Source organism: Bartonella callosciuri, from assembly GCF_014203215.1.
Taxonomy (GTDB): Bacteria; Pseudomonadota; Alphaproteobacteria; order Rhizobiales; family Rhizobiaceae; genus Bartonella; species Bartonella callosciuri.
The window spans coordinates 163010-185156 of the sequence record NZ_JACHIM010000003.1 but is presented as its reverse complement, the minus strand read 5'-3'; the positions used below and the strand labels follow the sequence as shown (position 1 = coordinate 185156).

The window sequence follows — 22147 nt, the reverse complement described above, 5'->3', positions numbered from 1 at the left end:
TCTGAACGGCGATCAAATCGATGACAAAAGATACTCAAGTGGAAACTTTACAAAAAACGGCGCCAAACGGAATATTTTCGACACTATTTCCGATGTTTGTTCATTTCCATCTTCAGATACAACGTCTCCTCAGACAATTGCTTTTTTCCAGTCTTACACGCCGCATTGTTATTTTAAATATTGCTGCTCTTGCTGTTTTGGTTACAGGTATTTTGTACCTTAATCAATTTCGTGATGGTTTAATTGAAGCAAAAATCAAAAGTTTATGCATACAAGGAAAAATTATCGCTGGAGCCATTGCTGCTTCTGCAACGGTAGATACAAATTCTATTCTTATTGATCCCAAAAAACTTTTAGAGTTACAAGCTGGAGAAAGCGTTACACCCGCACCTCAATCAACCGATTCTTGGGACTTTCCTATTAACCCTGAACAAGTTGCCCCTCTATTACGACGTCTCATCACTCCTAAAACAACGAGGGCACGTATCTACGATCGTGATGCTACTCTACTTCTCGATTCGCGTGTGCTTTATTCTAGTGGCGAAGTTTTTAGCTACGACTTACCCCCACTTAAAACTGAACAAAACATGTGGGAACGTTTCACTTCATGGTTTTCAGATAAATTTTATAGCAGTGGTATCACTCTTGATAGAGAAAGGGGGAAAAACAGTAGTATCGCTTACCCAGAAGTGTATCGAGCATTAAATGGGTCTCTTGCCACTGCCAAACGGCGTAACAAACAAGGTCAATTAATCGTTTCTGTTGCTGTACCTGTTCAACGCTATCGTGCAGTAGTGGGTGCACTTCTTCTTTCAACAATCGGTTCAGATATTGATAATATTGTAAAAGGCGAAAGACTGGTTATTTTTAAAGTTTTTGTCGTTGTAGGTAGCGTGCTTCTGGTACTTTCTCTATTTTTAGCCCACACGATTGCACATCCACTGAGTAAATTATCTGCCTCTGCTAACCGTGTGCGCAATGGAAATAATAAGCGCGTTGAAATTCCTGATTTTTCAATGCGTGAAGATGAAATTGGTCATCTTTCAACCTCTATTCGTGATATGACCAATGCCCTTTATATGCGTATTGAAGCCATTGAACGCTTTGCTGCTGATGTGAGCCACGAATTAAAAAACCCGCTTACCTCACTGCGTAGTGCTGTTGAAACACTCCCACTGGCTAAAAATGAAGAAGCGCAAGAACAGTTATTTGAAATTATTCAGCATGATGTGCGTCGTCTTGATCGTTTGATTACTGATATTTCCGATGCCTCGCGGCTCGATGCAGAGCTTGCCCGTGAAACCGCACAGATCGTTGATATGGTACCGTTATTGGAAAGTCTTGTTCATGCTGTTCAAGAAGTATACCGGAATACGCAAACTATTGATATAAATCTTAATATTGCCCCACGGCCTCATGGAAAAGCCTATCTTGTGTTGGGCCATGAACTTCGTTTAGGCCAAGTTATTTCCAATCTTATTGAAAATGCACGTTCCTTTATTCCCTATGACCGTGGTAAAATTTTTATAACTATGAAAAGTCATGCCTCAAGCCTCATTTTAACTATTGAAGATAATGGCCCTGGTATTCGTTCAGAGAATATTGAACGTATTTTTGAACGCTTCTATACGGATCGACCAAACGAAGATGCTTTTGGTCAAAATTCAGGCCTCGGTCTTTCTATTAGTCGGCAAATCATTGAGGCTCATAATGGGACAATTACAGCCGAAAATATTTTTGACCCAAAACTTGGAAATCGTAAAACTGGTGCACGCTTTATTATCACGCTTCCCTTTGCTAAATAAATCTTTTATTCAAAGTAAAAGGTATGAAAACAAAAAGTGAACTATTACACGCAAACTGCCTTCAACTAGGAGGAAAGGGCCTGTTGATTATAGGCCCATCGGGATCGGGAAAATCAACTCTTACTCTTTCTTTGCTTGACCGTGCTGAGTGGTCAAAGCGTGAAGCGAAACTTATCAGTGATGACTATACAATGCTCCGTGTAGAAAATGGAAAACTCCACGGCTATACTCCAGAAGGTTTACAAGGCGGTATTGAGATTCGTGGTGTTGGTCTCTATACGATAGAGTTTGAAAGACAAACAGTCATCGACTGTGTTATTCTTCTCGGTCCTGAATATGAGCGCTTTTCCACAAATCAAACTTTTCAATTTGCAGATCTACACATTCCTCTTTTAAAACTTCCTAGCCTTCGTGAAGCCGACTGTACAGCCATCTGTCAGGCTATTGAAGCATTCTTTTTTAGAAAAATATGGTGTAAATCTGTCTAATTTTTTTCAAAATATAAAAAATCGTTATTTTTGCTTTTTTTTTGCAAATTTTTCTTGGCAGCAGGACAAAGCCTTGTAAAATATCCTTCCCACCAATATAGAATATGGTCGGATCTTTAGTTAACAGGAGTGTGTGTAAATGATTGGACTCGTGCTTGTAACGCACGGTGAGCTAGCTGTTGAATTTCTACACGCTGTGGAACATGTTGTTGGAGCACAAGAAAAGTTTGCAACAATATGCATCTATCCCGATGATGACATAGATCAGCGCCGGGGCGATATTATAGCCGCAGTTTCCTCTACAGATACAAACCATGGTGTGATCATATTAACAGATGTTTTCGGTGGAACACCATCAAATATAGCTATTCCTGCTATTGAAAAAGGACGCGTTGAAATGATTGCGGGTGTTAATCTCCCTATGCTCATTAAACTGATTTCTATTCGTCAATGTCCTGATATTTCATTATCAGAAGCTTTAAGAATAGCGCAAGAAGCAGGACGTAAATATATTAATGTACCAGTATAATTTTATAGCGGATAATTAAACACTGATGCTTTCCAAAGACCCTCTTCCATCTAAACTAAGCCGCCATTTCAATATTCGTAATAAACGTGGGTTGCATGCACGTGCTTCTGCAAAATTTGTCCAAACTGTTGACAATTTCAATGCCATTGTTGAAGTTGAAAAAGATGGTAAAATCGTTGGTGGTTCATCAATTATGGGACTTATGATGTTAGCAGCCTCTCCCGGTTGTAACCTCACTATACGCGTTTCAGGACCAGAAGCAGCTGACGCCCTCAATGCCCTTGAAAAACTCATCAATAATAAATTTGGAGAGGAGAACTAGAGTTTCTCACAAAAATAGAGACATAGTTGATCATCCTTGAAATAAGAATTTGATTAATTCTCTTGTTTTTTAAGTATCACCGTTCATATCTGTCTAGATTTGACATTACAGTATCATAAGCATAAATGCTTGTAGAGATTGTGTTGTGCACGATATCTCTATTCGCTTTCTCCTTAATGATATTTGGCCAACTTGAATGCTTGTTGTGTATATTATGACTGTTACAACTCTTAACATACATGATTAAGTATTTATAGGAAAGAGAAACATTCACACTTTACTGGATACGCTAAAGCAACTGTGAGTTTCTTTTTAACAAATATAAAGCTGACTTAAAAATCAAAAATCTGTTTATATTTCTATTTTAACTGTATTTGTGGCGTTGATAATGAAAACAACAAGCAACCCTCAAAAACATATTTTGTGATAAGATCTATGCACATACGACTTTTGTTGGAATTATAATACTTCACTTAAGATTAATAAGTTTTGTGAATTCACTTCATCATTATGGTAAACATTTTTTAGACATTATTTTTCTACATCATTTGCCTTATTTTTAGTAGTGGGCTTTGCTTTCAACTGATTCACCATCGCGTTTGAAGCAACACTTTTTCACTATAAGGAGTTATCATGCCTCGTCTATTTAGTGCACTTCAGATTCCTCAAAAAACAACACAAGCACTCATATCACTGCAAAATGGCTTACCAAACGCACAGTGGATAAACCCGCAAAATTTTCATATTACTTTATCTTTTTTTGGTGAAATTGAAAGCACCGTAGCAGATAAACTTATGCGTGCCTTTGACACAATAAAAATCCCTCCTTTTGTATTACAAGCAAAGGATTTTGAAATTTTTGGTTCGCAAAACGCTCCACATTCTCTTGTTGTGCACATTAAGCCTTGTGAGACCCTCAACCTTTTACACGAAAAAATGCAATCTATTCGAAACAGCTTGAGCTTAACACCTGATGAAAAAAAATTTATTCCACATATTACGCTCGCACGACTACGTGATATTAAGCCCGAGGATCTTTCTTCTTACCTGTCTTCCCGAGGTAATTTTTTGTTTCCTCCCTTCGAGATTGAACATTTTGTTTTATTTTTATCGCCATCCCCTCTAAGCGATGCCCTGTATATTGTAAAAGGAAAGTGGAAACTTCAAGGATAAAGGGCGTTAAAACATCCTTTAAGACTCTCTTTGATAAAAGTGCTTTACGAATGCGGGATTCTATTTATGTCATATTTTGCGCTGGAGACGTTATCACTGATACGTTTCAAGCCGAATCAGATTCAGCAGACACTTCTTTTGTTCCTCCTTTGGCTACACCCACTATAGCCGGACGCAAAACACGTTCACCGATAATGTAACCTGCCTGAACAACTTGCTGAACAGTGTTATCTGGAACATCAGAATTAGGAATTTCAAACATTGCTTGATGAAAGTGAGGATCAAATTTTTGCCCCTCTGGATGAATTTTCTGCACTCCATGCCGTTCTAATGCTGCCATCATTGCACGCTCAGTCATTTCAACGCCTTCTGCTAATGTTTTCAAACCAGTATCATTCTCCTTTGCTCCTTCTGGAATTGCTTCCAAAGCACGGTTGAGGTTATCAGAAACAGATAACATGTCACGTGCAAAATTAGCAATTGAATAAGCCTTAGCATCTGCCACATCACGTGCAGTACGGCGCCGAAGATTTTCCATATCTGCAGCAAGACGTAAAAGTTGATCTTTCAGCTCTTTATTTTCGTCTTGCAAAGCAGCCAAGGGATCAACAAACTCATTTTTTTCCTCTTCAACCTCTACCTCTGCGCGAGCCTCTGCTTCACGCGTTTTTAAAAACTCATCAGCTGCGTGTTTAAGCGCATCGCGATCAACTGGATTTTTTAAATCGCAATTTTCAAATGAAGCGTCAGTAAATTTGTTTTTTTCATTAGACATAAAAATTCCATTCCTTCATAAGATTTGTTATTTTCGATATCGAAACTTTACAGACAAAAATCAAGGGGTATTTCCGTATCTTAATACAACAAACGTCTATAGTGTAAATATTCATATAGTCATTTTAACGCAACAGTTGTGATACAAGTTGAGCCGTATAATCAACCATAGGTACAATCCTTGCATAATTAAGCCGTGTAGGCCCAATAATCCCTAAGGCCCCAATAACTCTTTGTTGTGAATCACGATAAGGTGCCACCACTAAAGAAGAACCAGAAAGCGAAAACAATTTATTCTCTGAACCAATAAAGATACGAACCCCCGAACCTTCATCCGTTAAATCAAGAAGCTGCGCCATACTTTCGCGTGTTTCTAAATCATCAAAAAGATGACGTAAACGCTCTAAATCCTCTTCTGCCTTTAGATCTTCAAGCAAATTACTCCGCCCGCGAACAATAAGATGTATTTTATGATTAGCATCTTCTCCTCCCCAAAGAGCTAATCCCGTTTCAACAAGATGACGAGACAAATGATTAAGTGCAGCCCGTGTTTCTGAACATAGACGTGCAATTTCTTCTTTAGCTTCCTGCAATGTGCGCCCTTGAATATGCGCATTGAGAAAATTCGTTGCTTCTGTCAGTTGTGCATGGGTAACCCCTTCTGGTAAATGAACAATACGATTTTCAATCCCACCTTGTTGCGTTACTAAAACGGCAAGAGCGTGTTCGCCATCAAGACGAACAAATTCAATATGCTTTAATGTTCCTTCATGTTTTGTTGCGAGAACAAGCCCTGCCCCACGTGAAAGATCTGAAAGAACGCGGCTCGCTTGGACGAGAAAATGTTCAACTGATTGTGCATGACCAGCTTCTTTAACTTGCATTTCAATATTTTCGCGCTCCTCATTTGGCAAATCACCTGCTTCCATAAATGCATCGACAAAAAATCGTAAACCCGATTGTGTCGGCATGCGCCCCGCAGATACATGAGGTGCATAAATCAAACCGAGATGTTCAAGATTACTCATCACATTGCGAATCGTCGCGGGTGATAATGTCTGTCGCAAAAGCTTTGAAAGATTTCGCGATCCTACAGGTTCACCATCATTAAGGTAAGCTTCCACAATATGGCGAAAGATATCCCGCGAACGCTCATCAAGATATTTTAGTTCATCATCAATCGGTTTGTGCTTCATAAAAATTCATTCACTACTTAAAAAACATTTCTCTTTTATATAAGTTTTATCAAGGTTTGGTCAAATAATCTTAAAGTAGTGCAAAACATATTATATTTTATTATAAAAAATACTATCATCAAAAAAATGGACCGGCTATATGTCTTTTCAATCATTGTCTTCACAAAATATCAAAGATTTCATTTGGGTGGAATATCAATAAATATGCAAAAAATTGTATCACATAAAATCTGGTAGAACTCGTCTACATGAGTGTTTAAACTGGTTTTCAGCATAAAAATGGTATCTTTCCCTTTCATTTCTGGAGAAATATACATTGAGAAGCATAGCAACAAAAAAACTCGTTATTGCTACACATAACACTGGTAAATTGCATGAAATTACCTCTTTGGTCGCTCCCTTCGGTATAACAATACAATCCGCAAAGGAGCTCGGATTACCTGAACCAATAGAAACGGGAAAAACATTTGAAGAAAATGCCTACATCAAAGCCCTTTCAGCAGCAAAAAACACAGGGCTTCCTGCTCTTTCTGATGATTCAGGCTTGGAAGTAGATGCATTGGATGGAGCACCGGGCGTTTATACAGCTGACTGGGCTCTTCAACCCGATGGTACACGCGACTTTTCAAAAGCTATGCAAAAAATAGAAGATGAACTCCAAAAAACAGGAGCACATAAAAAAAATCAAAGAAAGTGCCGTTTTATATCAGTTATTTGCATTGCCTGGCCTGATGCCCATGCAGATTATTTTCGTGGGTGTGTTGAAGGTACATTTATTTGGCCTCCACGTGGAGATAAAGGTTTTGGCTTTGATCCCATTTTTTTACCAGATGGATATGAAAATACCTTTGGCGAAATGTCAACGGAACAAAAACACGACTGGAAGCTCAAGGACAAAACACCTCTTTCGCACCGCGCGCGGGCTTTCAAACTTTTAGCAGAAAAATTTTTGACACTCTCATGAATGAATCTTTTGGCATTTACATTCATTGGCCTTTCTGCACTGCAAAATGTCCTTATTGTGACTTTAATTCACATGTTCGTGTCCATAGCGTTGATCAGCCACGTTTTGTAACCGCCTTTAAACGCGAAATAGAAACGCAGTACCATAAAATAGGCCCACGTCATATTACGAGTATTTTTATCGGTGGAGGAACACCTTCTCTTATGACGCCTCAGACTGTCGATGCTTTATTGCAAGCACTTGCAAGAAAGTGGACAATCGATGATAAAGTTGAAATCACACTGGAAGCCAACCCATCAAGTGTGGAAGCAGAACGCTTTCGCGGATATCGTGCAGCAGGAGTTAACCGCTTGTCCCTAGGTGTACAAGCACTCAATGACAAAGCACTGCGACAACTTGGTCGTCTTCATGATATGAAACAAGCCCTTCACGCTATTGCTTTAGCGCGGGAAATTTTTCCACGTTTATCCTTTGATTTAATTTATGCCCGCCCGGAACAAACACTCGAACAATGGAAATGTGAACTTTCTCAAGCCATTGACCTCGCAGCAGATCATCTTTCTCTTTACCAATTGACGATCGAAGAAGGAACAGCTTTTAAACGGCTCCATACCGCAGGAAGACTTATCCTCCCTAATTCAGAACTCGCAGCAGACCTCTATCATCTTACCCAAGAAATAACCGCAATGCATGGACTTCCAGCCTATGAAATCTCAAATCATGCAATCCTTGGGGCCGAATCAGCGCACAACCTTCTCTATTGGCGTTATCATGAATATGCAGGTTTTGGTCCAGGGGCTCATGGTCGCTTTATTGAGCACTCACCGAATCAATTCTCCGCCCCTTCAAAAGTATCTTCCTCTCTCATTGAACATCGTGAACGTTTTGTCACAATAAATGAAAAATATCCCGAACATTGGCTTAAATTGGTCGAAACTACAGGGCATGGCTGTATTGAGACAGAACACTTGACCACAGAGCAACAAGCAAACGAAATGCTCCTCATGGGCTTGCGTCTTTGCGAAGGTTTGGATCTTTCGCGTTATGAAATATTAAACCCCAAAAGCTTACCAATGGAAAAGCTGATAGATTTACAACAACAAGGGTTGGTAGAAATGCTAGGAAACCAGAACTTAAAAGCGACAAGCAAAGGACGCATCCTTCTTGATCACATCATTAGCCACTTGGCAAGTTAAAACCTCTATGATTTTAACCTACCATAACATCAATTGTGATATAATGGGCACAATTTTTAATTTGTGGTAAAAATGTTTTAAAAAAAACAATTGCTTCCTTTTTACTCAAAAAAACCAACAATAAAATGTTCATAAATAGTAGTGAGGCTTTCCATTGCATCAAGAGTGACATATTCATCCACCATGTGCATAGTTTGCCCTGGTAAACCAAATTCAACCACCGGGCAATAATCCTTGATAAACCGTGCATCGGAAGTGCCTCCCGAAGTTGAACATTCTGGTATATTCCCTGTCACACTTTCAATAGCACTTGATAAAATTTTAATGAGTTTATCATTTTTAGTCAAAAAAACATCACCTAAACTTGGCATCCATTTAAGCTGATAGTAGGGGTATTGATCACACTTGTTTTTTGACTGTACCAAAGAGAGACGCTTTTCAACTTCTGCCATAAGCGATTCTTTTGTCCAAAGATCGTTGTAACGTATATTAAAACGAACCATCGTCTGCGCTGGAATAACATTCACCGCAGAATTACCCGTATCAATAGTTGTTAATTCCAAATTACTTGGTTGAAAATTTTCTGTGCCTTGATCTAAAGGCTTTTGTATCAATGCCTCAATAAGCTTACTTACTAAAGGCAATGGATTAGCTGCCCGCTCAGGAAAAGCAACATGACCTTGGCAACCTTTAACTGTAATAATACCAGAAAGTGATCCTCGACGACCAATCTTGATTACATCACCAACAGCTTCTACGCTTGTCGGTTCTCCTACAAGAGCTGCCGTCCATTTTTCACCCTTTTGTTCTGCCCATTTGAGAAGTTTAACTGTACCGTTAAATGCAGGACCTTCTTCATCACCCGTAATCAAAAGGCTTACCATTCCTTTTATAGGCCGTTTCTCAAGAACCCGAGCAAGCGCCGCAATAAAACAAGCGATTCCACCCTTCATGTCAACCGCACCTCGCCCATATAATTTCCCCTGATCTATCACACCCCCAAAAGGAGGATATGTCCAGTTTTCCAATTCACCTGGTGGCACTACATCAGTATGACCCCCAAACATGAGATGCGGTCCCTTTTTTCCCATCTTCGCATAAAGATTTTCAACATCTTCTGTATTTTTATCCGAAAAAACAGGACGCTCAACACAAAACCCTAGCTTCTTTAAAAATTGTTCCAAAGTCGATAAAACACCCGCTTCATGAGGTGTAACAGAAGGACAACGAATCAGCATCTGTGAGAGCTGTATAGGATCTGTAAGGACAGGCATAAGCGCTTTCCCAATCATAAACTTAAGAGTTATCAAAGGTTATTAAGCTGAAATACAAAAAAGATAAAGTAAAAACATTGAAGACACTCAGCAAACTAAGCAAGGGAAAACAAGATTGCTGAGGCTTCAATGAATTCCTCATCATGCGATGAAGTACATACATAATGGAATGTTAAATCAAAAGTTCCGTTGAACATTATCCTATTTTAAGTATTTTTCATATTTCTAACTTATATGAATGAAAATTGATTGCTTGAAGTATATGCCCATTTTCCTTCAACCAAATGCGATACGTTTTACTATCAGGACAAAGTTTTTCACAAAGAGCCCAAAATTTAGGTCCGTGATTCATTTTGATCAGATGGGCAACCTCATGCGCAACAACATATTCAACAATTTCTCTTGGCGCCATAACAAGACGCCAAGAAAAAGAGAGACGCCCATCGACTGAACAAGAACCCCAACGACTTTTCGTATCTTTATAACAAACTGACTTTACTTTACGCTCTACTTTATATGCATAATGTGCCACCAATGGCGTTATAATGAGTGCAGCCTGTTTTTTTAAAACATCAGCAATACGCCTTGGTAAATATTCTAATTGACCATAAACGATAATTTTATTCTCTTGCCCCACATCCCCTGTAACGATTTCTGTTATCCCGCGTCCTGCTTTATGCCTTATGGTATGTGCAACACCTAGTATAGGAATCGTTATCCCCTCTTTGAGATAAGAATTCTCGTGAGAAATTTGCATGCGAGCAAGGCGTGTCTCAATCCAGGATCGGTGCTTTTCAATAAAAGCTTCAACTGAATAGAAACTTATCGCTGGTGGTGTTGTTACACAAATTCCCTGACCGCTCGCATCAATACGTAATGTGAGACGACGCGCATGCTTGTGCTCCTTCACCCGTAGAGGTACAACCCGATCAGAGAAAATAAAAGGCTGTTCATAAACGGTCATACATTATGACTTTATCATCAATAAATTTGACCTTTATCCTGCATTAATTCTATTAATCAATGATCTCAATACTGTTTCGAGGCACTCCAAATCTTGCGGACGCGAAAATTGATGGTCTGCATCACGAACGAGTGTCAATGTTACATCATGTAAGGGTAAATGGTTAAGTAAAGTCAATGTATGCTGATAGGGTATCTCCACATCTTCCATCCCTTGTAAAATATGGATTGGGCATCCAACATCAATGCACCCCTTCATGACGCAATTGTTTCTACCATCTTCAACAAATGCTTTTGTAAAAGGAACCGGCTCCGTATAACTAATGGCAGATCTGTCACTATGCTCTGTTTCTTCTAAAATTTTCCACTCCTTCCGACCCAACCCTGATTCTATCAATGTTTGTGTAAAATCAGCAGCAGGTGCAATTAAAACCATGCCAGCAAGCCTCTTATTTTTCTGTGCTAGCAACATAGCAAGCCTTAAAGCAATCCATCCTCCCATAGAGGTGCCAATCAAAATTTGTGGCCCTTCACAATAGGTTTCAAAAACTGCTAAACTTTCCTGAACCCAACGTGAAACCGTTCCTTTAAAAAAATCACCCCCTGATTCTCCATGCCCAGAATAATCAAAACGTAAGCAGGATAAATCATTCTTCTTAGCAAAATTATCAACCAACTTCGCCTTATCCCCTAACATATCGGATAGATAGCCATGAAGCCAAACTAAACCAGGGGAATGACTGCCTTTGCGATAACGTACTGCGAGAGTAGTATCTTCAAACGAAAAAAACTGGCGAGGAATATTTTGATCCATTATGCTTTTCCTTTATAAAACATCTTTAATGATAAAAGAAAAATTTCTACCCTCCAAATTAAACCTCAAAATCATAAATCAAATATGAAAAAAGCTCGAATTCTAGTTGTTTTTCTGTGTATAATTGTATATTAAATTATGTTGTAGATGAATCAAATTAAGGAGCATAAACCATTCGCAAACCGTTTAAAATGACACCTACCCAGAAGGACGGACCACGTTCAAATCAAGATATTCGTGTTCCTCGCGTTCAACTTATTAATGATGAGGGGCAACATCAGGGGATTGTTACAATACAAGAAGCGCTTGCTATGGCTGTAGATGCAGGGCTTGATTTGGTTGAAATTGTACCAAATGCTGAACCACCCGTGTGTAAGATTATCGATTTGGGCAAATTGAAATATCAGACCCAAAAAAAAGCGGCTGAGACACGTAAAAAACAAAAAGTCATCGAAATTAAAGAAATTAAGATGCGTCCAAACGTTGATGTTCATGATTATGGCGTAAAGCTCAAAGCTATTCATCGCTTTATCGGTAATGGTGATAAAGTAAAGATCACTTTGCGTTTTCGTGGTCGTGAAATGGCACACCAAGATCTTGGACTAAAGCTTCTTCAGCGCGTTAAAGAAGATACAAGTGAAATTGCTAAAATCGAATCTGAGCCAAAACTCGAAGGTCGTCAAATGATGATGGTAATAGCAGCTAAATAATTGTTTTGAAATTATGTATAGTCTGCAAATTATATAGAGTTAAGTATATTGGATATGACTTAAAAGCACCACAGAGGAATGTTGTGGTGCTTTCAAATAACCGGTAAATATGCCCTAACTGCTTCATAAAAAGAATACTCTTTGTATCTAAAGACTAATATCCTTAATAAGAGCGCTTCAATCTTGCATAAAACAACGATAAAATATAGAAGCGCTTCATGATAAAAAAACAAATTTCCACGCTTGATAAATATCTTATAATCCGCCTTTTGCGAGAAAATTTTCATAAACACGCGTATTGGTACAGTGCAGCTATTTTTTCAATGATCATTATTTCCTGCACAACTGCAGCCAGCGCATGGGTTATGCGTGACGTTGTCAATTCTATTATTGATGCGCAAAATTTTAGTCTGATTCTTTTGATTTCCAGCATCATTGCCTTCATTTTTATTCTCAAAGGAATTGCAACTTTTGCCCAAACTTACTTTTTGAGCAAAGCAGGAAACAGCATCGTTGCTGAACAACAACGCAAAATTTACGCACGCCTTATGGAACAGGGAGTTTCTTTTTATCATAAGAATACTTCATCTGATCTTCTTGTCCGTGTAACCCACAATGCTACAGAAGCACGTAATATTATTGATACAATTATAACAACTTTTGTGCGTGATTTTCTTTCTGTTAGTGGCCTATTGCTTGTCATGTTTATTCAAAACTTTATGTTAATCGCCATTACTTTAATAGTAGGACCACTTGCTTTTTTAGGAGTTCGAATGGCTTTAAAACGTGTTCGTAGCCTTGCAGAAAAAGAACTCCTTTCACTTGGTGAAATTATCAAAATTGTACAAGAAAGTACTATTGGTATTCGCGTTATCAAAGCTTTTTCATTAGAAGAACTCATGAAAAAACGTATGAATAAAGCCATTTGTGATGTTGAAAAACAAGCAAACACTATTGCAACACTTCAAGCTATTACAAACCCGATTATGGAAACACTCGCTGGTGTCACCATTGCAAGTATTATCTGTTTTTCCGGCTACCTTGCAACCCAACGTGCAGGCGTTCAAGGTGAACTTATGTCCTTTATTGTCGCTTTACTTCTTGCTTACGAACCTGCAAAAAGATTAGCCAATGTACGTGTCAAAATTGAATCTGGCTTGGTTAATATCCGTACAATGTTTGAAATTCTCGACTATCCTCTTACCGTTATAGAACATGAAAAAGCTAAAGATCTGGATACAACGCAAGGAGTTATCCGTTTTGAACATGTTTCTTTTGCATATACAGATGATCAAATGGTGTTGAGGGATATCAATCTAGAAATAGAGCCTGGAAAAATGACAGCGTTGGTGGGGCCATCAGGTTCAGGAAAATCAACCCTTATCAACCTTATTATGCGCCTTTATGACCCCACAGAGGGACGCATATTGATTAATGATCAAGACATTCGTTACACCACATTTCGCTCCCTTAGAAACCTGATAGCCTACGTAGGGCAGGATACTTTTCTCTTTCAAGGAACCGTTAAATATAATATCGGACTTGGAAAAGAAGGGGCCAGCGACGATGATATTACTAAAGCAGCAAAAACAGCCAATGCTCACGACTTTATTATGAAGCTACCAAATGGCTATAATACACAGATAGGTGATAATAGCTGTAATCTTTCAGGCGGACAGAAACAACGGCTCGCCATTGCCAGAGCAATGCTTCATGATAGTAAAATTTTAATTCTTGATGAAGCAACAAGTGCGTTAGATTCACACACTGAAGCACAAATTAATGAAGCCCTTTATCATCTCATCAAAGGACGTACCGCTATCATCATCGCCCATCGCCTTTCAACGATTGCGCGCGCTGATAAAATTGTTGTCATACAAAATGGTCAACTGATTGAACAAGGTACTCAAAAAGAATTACTGTCAAAGGCAAATGGTTTTTATAAAAAGCTTCATAATATCCAATTCAAAAAGCACATGTGCTAATTTCTATATATCTAATTAAGATTTAAGATAAGAGGTGGAGAGGTGATTGCATACCGTTTGTAAAAAATGAAATGTCGCCATTCAAAAATATTCCATTAAGTACAGCAATTGCCAAGCAATTCACAGTTTACTGAAGATAAATTTAGGAGATTCGCGTGAGAACTGCAAACCTTGTTTGCCGTTTCTTTGAAAGCGTTTATTCTATTTTAAAAAATAGAAGAACAATAGCGAGAGCTTCCTCTTTCTTCTAGCAATTAGTGTAGCATCCATAAATGTTATGAATCCCGCTATGCTTAAAAGAAGCTGGCATCAAGTTTTGAAAAAATTTGCCAGGAGCTATAAGAATCGATGCCATCTTGGTCCGTATTTATTCCTGCGCTGCACTATAGATAAGGTCAGCATGAGAAGAAAGTGTTATAAAAAAGCAAAGGAGGATTTACCAAGAAAATTCACGCTGTGAAGAATGCTTGAAAACAAACCTTGCGTTTTATTTATGTCCGAGAACTGGAACTGCTATTACTCAAGCATATCAAATCCTTAAAGGATTTTAAAATACACAGGTTATTGTTAAACTTATTAAAATTATGACTTAGATGCATTAAACGAACAGATGAGGAAACAAAACGGTATTCCTATAATACTTTACCATTCAAATAGGAAAACATCATATAACTATGATGAGCATTTCTACAAAGAATACCGTCTTATTGAGATTTCTTCAAGAAATACGATGCATTGATTTATAAAGACAATTAATGGTTTTGCAATTTAAATAAAAACCTCGAATGCCGTAAGATTCTCTTATTGCAAATATTGCGAGCCTTCACACTCAGAATTAAAAAGTTGTTCGCTTGTACATCACAAAAGGAACGAAGGTGTGGATAAAAAACTATTAAAAAAGGAGTAAATATCCCTTATAAACCGTCTCAGCAAGAGCAGTTGCTAGGGAGCTGGTAAATAGAATGATGGTGCGGGCTTGTATTTTGCACAAAGATGGTGGTGCTTTATAGATTTTGCGTTATATCGTTCACAGACAGTGCCGTAAGATAGATGGGGAGTAACGAGAGATGGTAAAATGAGTACATGAATGCAGCACAACAGCATGCTGTTTTTTATAAAGGGTGTGTTTCTATTAAAGAACGCGCTAAACAAAAAAATCACATACTTCAGATATATCTTTTCGCCATTTGATAAAAAATTTTATTCTATCGGATTCCTCGTCTATACTTGAATCCTTCTCTGTCCAAGAGCGTTAAGTGCATAAAACCTAAGAAATTGGCACTTCAGAACTTTAATCCTTAATAATCTCTTTCATAAAATAGACCAATACTAGAATTCTTTTCATTTCCTATGGCACCTTTAGCTTTGAGATTACGCGAAATGTCCAAATTAATTGTTCCCTTCGTTGTTCCATCCGACCCTGCTTCAAAACCTAAATAAATGTTATTGTGTATATAGCCTCCAACCCGTAAGCCAGTATTCCCTTTTTCATCAACAATAACATCAAGATCATCAAGACCAATTTTAGCTCGTAGAGTGTTCAATAAAGACGTATTAGAAGCACCTGTAAGATCTGCTGCTGCTGCCACAAGCTGGGCAATTTGAAATGGTGATAACTCATTAAGAGAGCGCTTAAAAAGCAAATGCGCTAAAATTTCATCCTGTGGTAAATTCGGTTGTGAAGAAAAATGAACATCAATATTATCAATCGTTCCACTTACAGTTACAGTGACCTGAATATCACCACTATTATTGTTGCTCACAAAATAAACTGTAGGATTAAGATTACCGCTAAAACTTGCTTGTCCCTGATCAAAATTAAAACGCTGTGAAAGAATATCAAAACGTCCACGAATCATCTGAAACTCACCAACCGGATGCACATTATTCAATGGACCTGCTATATTAATGCGTCCTCCCAGTTCAGCATCTACCCCACGTCCACGGACAAAAAACTGATTGTGCGCTCTAATCCGCATATTTGACAGCACAACGGATGAAGATTCTTGAAAAGCATTAAGATTTGTATTGGTATTTTGAACTTCAGCACGTTCAAGCGTTTTTTGAATCGATTTGGTTATATTCTTATTTTTAATATCAAGAAATTTTGCATTTTGAAAATGATCGGGAATAAAAACTTCAGCTTTTTCAACTGTAATATCACCACCAATAACAAGATTATCCGAAAAATGGCCTGTCATTGTCATCTTTCCTGACAATGTTGCAAGAATCATAGAGCCATCATTATAATTAGCATTGTTAAGATGAAAAACTAAATCCGGCTGTAGATCATTAGAGATACGGCCTGAAGCAGAAACCATCCCCCCCTCAGACGAAGAAGCTGAAGCCTTCTCTATAAGAATATGATCGCCATTTAATTTGCCTTCAATGGTTATACTATTCAATCCTAAATTTGTTTTTGAATCAAAAAAGCTACCATCCGCTATAGAAAAGTCCCCTATCAACTCTGGCTGGAATAATGTACCTTTTAGAGTTGTATCAACTCTTGCTGTACCCGTCACATACGCACCGCGCTTAGCTAAAAATAGATCAACAAAAGCAAGAGGCATTGTTCCTTTAACACTTAAATTAATCTCTGAATTATTTAAGGAGACAGGCCCATTCATGGAGAGATCTAATCCTTTATCTCCTGTTGCCACCATCTTCTCAATATGAAAAGTTGATTTTTTGTAAGAACCACGCGTGTTCAGATTGATCAACATAGGCCCTTTATGTGTCATAGCGGTAAAATTTTGACTAGAAAGCTCAAAATAACCAGATGGATCCTTTATTGTTCCACCAATATCGACCTTCCCTACAATCGTTCCTCCAAGCGCTTCCCCTTCAATAAAACCATTAACCAAACGTATAGGCAAATCTTGCAAGTTAACATGAAAATCAAGCTTGTTTTTATCTAAAGATATACGCCCCTGTGCTTGAGCCTCTACCCCTTCCCCAGTTAAATTTGCATTTAAAGTAAGATTTTGGTCTACTGTTTTACCTGTAGCAGTAAGCACAAAAGGCATTATTTTTTTATTTTGAAGAACAACGGTTGTCAGCCCCTCACCTTTTATATCATAAGTCACATCAGGCTTTTGTAAACTACCACGAATCATAACCTGCCCTGTTAAAGTACCAGCAGCTCCAAGATCCGACTTCCATAGATTAACTAAAGCAGCGGGAACTGCATTCATTATCAGATGCAAATTAAGAGTATCTTGCACATTTCCTGCAAGTATAACTCTCCCTTCATTAATCGCAATTTCTAATCCATTTACTGTTATTTCATCTTTATCAAAAACAATCATAGCCACTTTAGGCAATGTTGCGTGAAAATTGCGTTGTTTAATATCTATGGTTTCAATCTGCACTTCTCGTTTTATAACTTCTGAAAGTTCTACCGCAACCATACGGCCAGAAAGCTGTGCGTTTGTATTATTGGGCAACATCCCGTGAACAGTAAAAACTGTTTGCCCATCTTTACCATTAGCGCGAGCTCTCAAATGATTAACCATCATCAAAGGCGTTTGGATATGCTCTGCATTAATAAAACCCTCAAACTGTGTCATGCCAAAAGGATCAAATATGTCCGCTTTGACTTCTAACTTTTTAATTTTATTCTTTGCAAAGCTTAAACGGTCAACATGTGCATTTAGATTAGCTTTTTGTTTGCCATTTTTTTCGTCAAAAACAAAATCTCCTTTTACTCTTCCACTTCCTTCCTGCAAAAATAACGCCGAAAGCACTGAAATATCATCAGCATCAATATGCAACGCACCTTTAACAAAACCTTTCGTTTGGGAAAGATCACCTGTTATTTTTGCGCTTCCCCCTCTAATATCGATATTTTCAAGTTTTCGAATCCGATTAGAATCTTTAAAAGAAGCCGATAAATATAATGGCTTTTTAGCAAAAGTCCCTTCACCCTTCACAGAGCCCGTTAAAGAAGGTACCGATAATGTATTATCCACTCGTGTTTTCATCATAAGTGTTGTATTGTGAAGTTTTTTCCCCAATAAAAATGCTTCAGCAATATTAACACGTGTATCAAGATTTATAAGGCTATTGTGTCCTCTTGCGGTACTTTGGATTGTAAGTGCACCGTTTATTCTCGGATCTAATCTAGCGAGATCAGATATTTGAGTATAGAAACTCATTTTAGCGCTCTTATTTGAAAAATACCCATCAGCTTGTATATTTGCGTATTGACTTTTCAAATTCAAACGACGCAAAATCACACTTTCCGTATCGTAAGCAGCACCGCCTGAAAGGGTAAAATTTCCTTTGAAAAAACGGTCAAAAGGTTTCACACCTATTTTCATATTATCAGCCATCCCTGATAACTCAAGATCAAAAATGCCACTCATTAAACCGATCGTTCCTTTGGCTTTAATATCTGCGCTACCAGAGAGTGATTGTTTACTCAACAGACTAAAAGGAGCAAGTGTTTGTGTTTTTAAACCAAGATCACCTTTAAAAACAAAACGGTCTATTTCCCCTTTTAACCAATAAGAAAACCCTTGACCCGTAATACTAAAGTCATGAATCAAAACTGGTTCTCTAGAAAAAATATCCGTATCTAAATGAACATGAACCGTCTGGTCTAAATCTTCTCTTAACGTGCCTATATTTTTCTCAATTCCTCGAAGTGTTCCCTTAACCTGAATACCAACATGACGAGAAACTGCATTATCAAGATTTTCACTCACTCCCCCCATATCGAAAATTGCATCGCGAATATAAACATTTTTATTACTCAAATGATGTAAAACAAGCCGCCCATTCCAAGATTGTCTTCCTTCACGGCCATAATCAATGTTTAAAGCAAGATTATCCACATGCATTGGCGCTTCTGATTCTTGTAAACGTACAGCCCCATTTTCCTTATCAAGAGCTATTTTGCCATCAACAAAAAGCCGCCGCAAAAATCCATCTTTGGTTATTTCGGCATTAGCTATAACATTCATTGCTTTATTCTGAAGTGCTATATGATCAAGGTATGTTATACCTTCTTTTGTTATTCTTGCCTCTGCTTTCAACGTTACATCAGATTCGAAGAGATTATAATATTGAGGAGACATTAAAGAACCGAGTGTACCCACCAATTCAGTGGAAAAACTGTGCCCTTCTGCGACACTTGCAAGAACAACATTGCCATCTAAAATAGGATGACGGTCAGCTTCCACATAAAGTTTGACAACCAAATCATCAAAAGTCCCATCACCTTTAATGGCAAAATTTAATGCGGGACGATTTTCAATGTTAAAAACATTTGCCAAAATGCCGTTTTGCGGTTCATTAGCAGAAATATCAATCTTAACCATACGGTTGTTCTCAGAGATCTTCGTTAAAACAGAAAAAGATCCTCGTGCATCCAAACGATGAACCGCTATATCAATATCAAAGTTGTCACTTGCTAAGGCTACATTTCCTTTTAAGGACACATCCGCAGAAAAACCAAAAAGGTCCTGTTCAAATGCCACCTGTTGAGCCGTAAGCGTCTTGATAGAAACAGAAAGTGGCAATTTTGGTAAAGAAAACTTCCCTACCTCAAGAGCAGAAATAAGAGAAGAGTTGCCCTGCGGTTTGCGTAAAAATGTAACCTGTTCCACCGAGAGCTGATTAATATCCATAAGCCCTCTCAGCAGCGCTAGACGATTCCAATCCATTTTAGCATTGGTAATTTTCAGCCACATACCTTTTTTATCGCTTACAGTAATAGTATCAATTGACATGTGAGAAGACAGTCCCCCTTGCACATTATGTAACCGAACGTAGCGATTAGGAGCTGAAAGTTTACGTTCAATCAAAGAGATAAGCCATGAACGGTTATCCGCTGTCGCTTCGCTAGAGGATGGACGGCTTTTCTGCACAAAAATAATAGCACACACCAAAAGAAACGAAAGTCCAAATAAGAAAACCCATAAACGCACAGTTTTTTTCATTAAAACGCTTGCCCTATACCTATGTAAAAACCAATGCGAGGATCACCTTTTTCTCGCTTAAGAGGGAAAGCTAAATCAACGCGTAAAGGACCAAGACCTGTCATATAGCGACCTCCAAGACCCGCTCCCCATTTAATTTTTTGAGAAAAATTAAAACTTGCTTTTTCTCCTACAAGCCCCCCATCAAGAAAACTGACAAACCCTATCTTATCATTTAAAGAAAAACGTAACTCTGCCGCTCCCTCAACAAGTGCTCGCCCACCAACAACAGCATCATTGTCTGTTTTTATACCAATATTGCGATAAGCATAACCGCGAACAGATCCACCACCACCAGCAAAAAAAAGCGTATCTAAAGGTACTTGTGCTGAATCACTTCCAAGAATTGTGCCAAGTTTTGCTCGCACTGCAAGAATAAAACGATCTTTTTCATCCAGTATCCAATAAGAACGACCTTCCACAGTCATTTTTGCCACAAAATTATTAGAGCGCGCTTCATAAAAAGGTTCAATAAGCGCTTCACCATACAGACCTTTTATTGCATTAAATTTATTATTACGACTGTCGTAAATCAAACCACTCGGTAACCCAACTGTTGTAAAATTACGGCTCCCAAAATAGATATCACGCGAATAACCATTAGAAATTTCTACAGCAATCTGTCCCAATAGATTACCACTAAAGACGTGCGTGATACCGAACTTTCCTTTAATGGCGTTTGTTGTGTAATTTTCTAGGACATCTTGCTGCATTTTCAGTTCTGTTCTAAAGTCTGTATCGGGAGTGAATATGCCAGGTTTTATAAATGTGCTGCAGAAAAGATAATCAAAATTTTTCAGATTATACGATTCCTGCTTTTTGCTGCCAATGCCGCTTATTTTCGTCTCAATTTTAAGCTGTTCCGCATGGCCAAAAAGGTTATTATGCATCCAATAAGCTTCAAAACCAGCACCATCTAATGTTGAATAGCTAGCACCTGCACCGAAACGACGTGGTTTACGTTCTTCTAAAACAAGCGTAAGCGGTAAACTACCATCAGGGTTAATTGTATCAGCCTCACGTATATTCAAAGCACGAAAAACATTAAGTCGTGTAAGTCTTTCATTTGCCTTGGCCAATGCATCAGAATCGTATCTTTGACCTACCTTCAATCCTGTCATCCACGCGATATAGGCTGAATCTACACGTGGCTTCTTACTAACATTATGCACATTTAAAGGACCATAATAAGCCTTTTGTCCAGGATCAACAGCAATCTGCGCATCAACAAGTCGTACAGCATGATCAGCAACGACTTCACTCTTCATAACTTTAGCTTTAGCGTACCCTTGTCGACGCCATCCTTCAATTGCCCACCTTTCTGCTTTCAGAATAGTTTCAGATTTGGCAACAATTCCAATCTTATAACCCAATTCTTCAATTGTAGGCATTCTATGGGTCTTATATTGTATGAATGGAGCAACTTTATTGATATCTGCAGCACTAAAAGCATATTGTGGGCCAGCATCAATCGTAATAACAATATTAGATTGTGCTGGGAGTTGAGTCACAGGACTTAAATCAGCGACTTCTAAACCATTAATCTTGATACTAATAACACCACCATAACGCCCATCAGCATAAAGAGCAGAAAGAATTGCCCGATAATCTGAACGGGCTTTAGCTAACAAACCTGAAGAACTAGATGATACTTTATCTTTATCGGTAACAAGAGAAGATACAGCCTTAACTATTTTAATACCCTCTGATGGTGCACCTGGCGGTGTAACGACATCAACTTTATAAAACCTCTCTGTACTGTTAATATTATGTGAATTTGTTTTCTTCTTACCAAAAAGAGGGATGCCGAAAAGCTCAAATGCTGCAAGCGGCTGTGGAAAAGTGCAGACAAAGCATAGACATATAAATAAACTGCGCATGGTTTCTGATTTTAAAAAAACTCCCATCTGGTATATCATTAAATCAGATACCTTCACTACATTTACATCACTTTGTATTATCAATAACAT

Annotated in this window: 16 protein-coding genes; 9 read left to right on the top strand and 7 right to left on the bottom strand. The window is 38.2% G+C overall.

Annotated elements, in window-relative coordinates; all coding sequences use genetic code 11:
* Positions 1-20 precede the first annotated feature (20 nt).
* The 5 genes from HNQ69_RS04220 (at position 21) to thpR (ending at position 4317) form a co-directional block, all read left to right on the top strand.
* Positions 21-1805: a sensor histidine kinase gene (locus HNQ69_RS04220; RefSeq protein ID WP_183228832.1), complete on the top strand. Its 1785-nt coding sequence runs from the start codon at positions 21-23 to the stop codon at positions 1803-1805.
* A gap of 23 nt (positions 1806-1828) precedes the next feature.
* The gene (locus HNQ69_RS04215) at positions 1829-2293 is read left to right on the top strand and encodes an HPr kinase/phosphatase C-terminal domain-containing protein (RefSeq protein ID WP_183228831.1); all 465 of its coding nucleotides are present in this window, start codon (positions 1829-1831) and stop codon (positions 2291-2293) included.
* 139 nt (positions 2294-2432) lie between these two features.
* Positions 2433-2822 carry a PTS sugar transporter subunit IIA gene (locus tag HNQ69_RS04210; protein WP_183228830.1) on the top strand — a complete coding sequence of 130 codons (390 nt, stop codon included), beginning with the start codon at positions 2433-2435 and terminating at the stop codon, positions 2820-2822.
* Between the two features lie 25 nt (positions 2823-2847).
* On the top strand, positions 2848-3144 hold the full coding sequence (locus tag HNQ69_RS04205; protein ID WP_183228829.1) for an HPr family phosphocarrier protein: 297 nt from the start codon (positions 2848-2850) through the stop codon (positions 3142-3144).
* A gap of 633 nt (positions 3145-3777) precedes the next feature.
* Positions 3778-4317 (top strand): RNA 2',3'-cyclic phosphodiesterase, encoded by a 540-nt coding sequence (gene thpR / locus HNQ69_RS04200; protein ID WP_183228828.1) that lies wholly within the window; start codon positions 3778-3780, stop codon positions 4315-4317.
* Between the two features lie 106 nt (positions 4318-4423).
* Here the strand turns inward: thpR and grpE are convergent, their stop codons facing one another.
* Together grpE and hrcA are read right to left on the bottom strand one after the other, a co-directional pair.
* A complete protein-coding gene (gene grpE / locus HNQ69_RS04195) occupies positions 4424-5092 on the bottom strand; it encodes a nucleotide exchange factor GrpE (protein WP_183228827.1) in 669 nt (222 codons plus the stop codon).
* A 124-nt stretch (positions 5093-5216) separates the two neighbouring features.
* Entirely contained in the window at positions 5217-6287 is a 1071-nt protein-coding gene (hrcA, locus tag HNQ69_RS04190; protein WP_183228826.1) for a heat-inducible transcriptional repressor HrcA, read from the bottom strand.
* 316 nt (positions 6288-6603) lie between these two features.
* Between hrcA and rdgB the strand changes: the two genes are divergently transcribed.
* Both rdgB and hemW read left to right on the top strand, forming a co-directional pair.
* Positions 6604-7251 (top strand): RdgB/HAM1 family non-canonical purine NTP pyrophosphatase, encoded by a 648-nt coding sequence (rdgB, locus tag HNQ69_RS04185; RefSeq protein ID WP_183228825.1) that lies wholly within the window; start codon positions 6604-6606, stop codon positions 7249-7251.
* Complete coding sequence (gene hemW / locus HNQ69_RS04180; protein WP_183228824.1) at positions 7248-8447, top strand: radical SAM family heme chaperone HemW; 1200 nt, start codon at positions 7248-7250, stop codon at positions 8445-8447. Before rdgB ends, hemW begins: the two co-directional genes overlap by 4 nt.
* Positions 8448-8548: 101 nt before the next feature.
* Here the strand turns inward: hemW and dapE are convergent, their stop codons facing one another.
* From dapE to HNQ69_RS04165, 3 genes are all read right to left on the bottom strand, one after another.
* A complete protein-coding gene (dapE, locus tag HNQ69_RS04175; protein ID WP_183228823.1) occupies positions 8549-9721 on the bottom strand; it encodes a succinyl-diaminopimelate desuccinylase in 1173 nt (390 codons plus the stop codon).
* Positions 9722-9938: 217 nt separating this feature from the next.
* Complete coding sequence (locus tag HNQ69_RS04170) at positions 9939-10685, bottom strand: M48 family metallopeptidase (RefSeq protein WP_183228822.1); 747 nt, start codon at positions 10683-10685, stop codon at positions 9939-9941.
* A 33-nt stretch (positions 10686-10718) separates the two neighbouring features.
* A complete protein-coding gene (locus HNQ69_RS04165) occupies positions 10719-11498 on the bottom strand; it encodes an alpha/beta hydrolase (RefSeq protein ID WP_183228821.1) in 780 nt (259 codons plus the stop codon).
* Between the two features lie 191 nt (positions 11499-11689).
* Between HNQ69_RS04165 and infC the strand changes: the two genes are divergently transcribed.
* Positions 11690-12208: a translation initiation factor IF-3 gene (gene infC / locus HNQ69_RS04160; RefSeq protein WP_183228820.1), complete on the top strand. Its 519-nt coding sequence runs from the start codon at positions 11690-11692 to the stop codon at positions 12206-12208.
* Between the two features lie 218 nt (positions 12209-12426).
* Positions 12427-14193, top strand: coding sequence for an ABC transporter ATP-binding protein (locus HNQ69_RS04155; RefSeq protein WP_183228819.1), 1767 nt, complete (start codon positions 12427-12429; stop codon positions 14191-14193).
* Between the two features lie 1298 nt (positions 14194-15491).
* Here HNQ69_RS04155 and HNQ69_RS04150 read toward each other — a convergent pair.
* Entirely contained in the window at positions 15492-20138 is a 4647-nt protein-coding gene (locus tag HNQ69_RS04150) for a translocation/assembly module TamB domain-containing protein (protein ID WP_183228818.1), read from the bottom strand.
* Positions 20138-22096 carry an autotransporter assembly complex protein TamA gene (locus tag HNQ69_RS04145; protein WP_183228817.1) on the bottom strand — a complete coding sequence of 653 codons (1959 nt, stop codon included), beginning with the start codon at positions 22094-22096 and terminating at the stop codon, positions 20138-20140. The genes HNQ69_RS04150 and HNQ69_RS04145 overlap by 1 nt, the downstream gene beginning before the upstream one ends.
* Between the last annotated feature and the right edge of the window lie 51 nt (positions 22097-22147).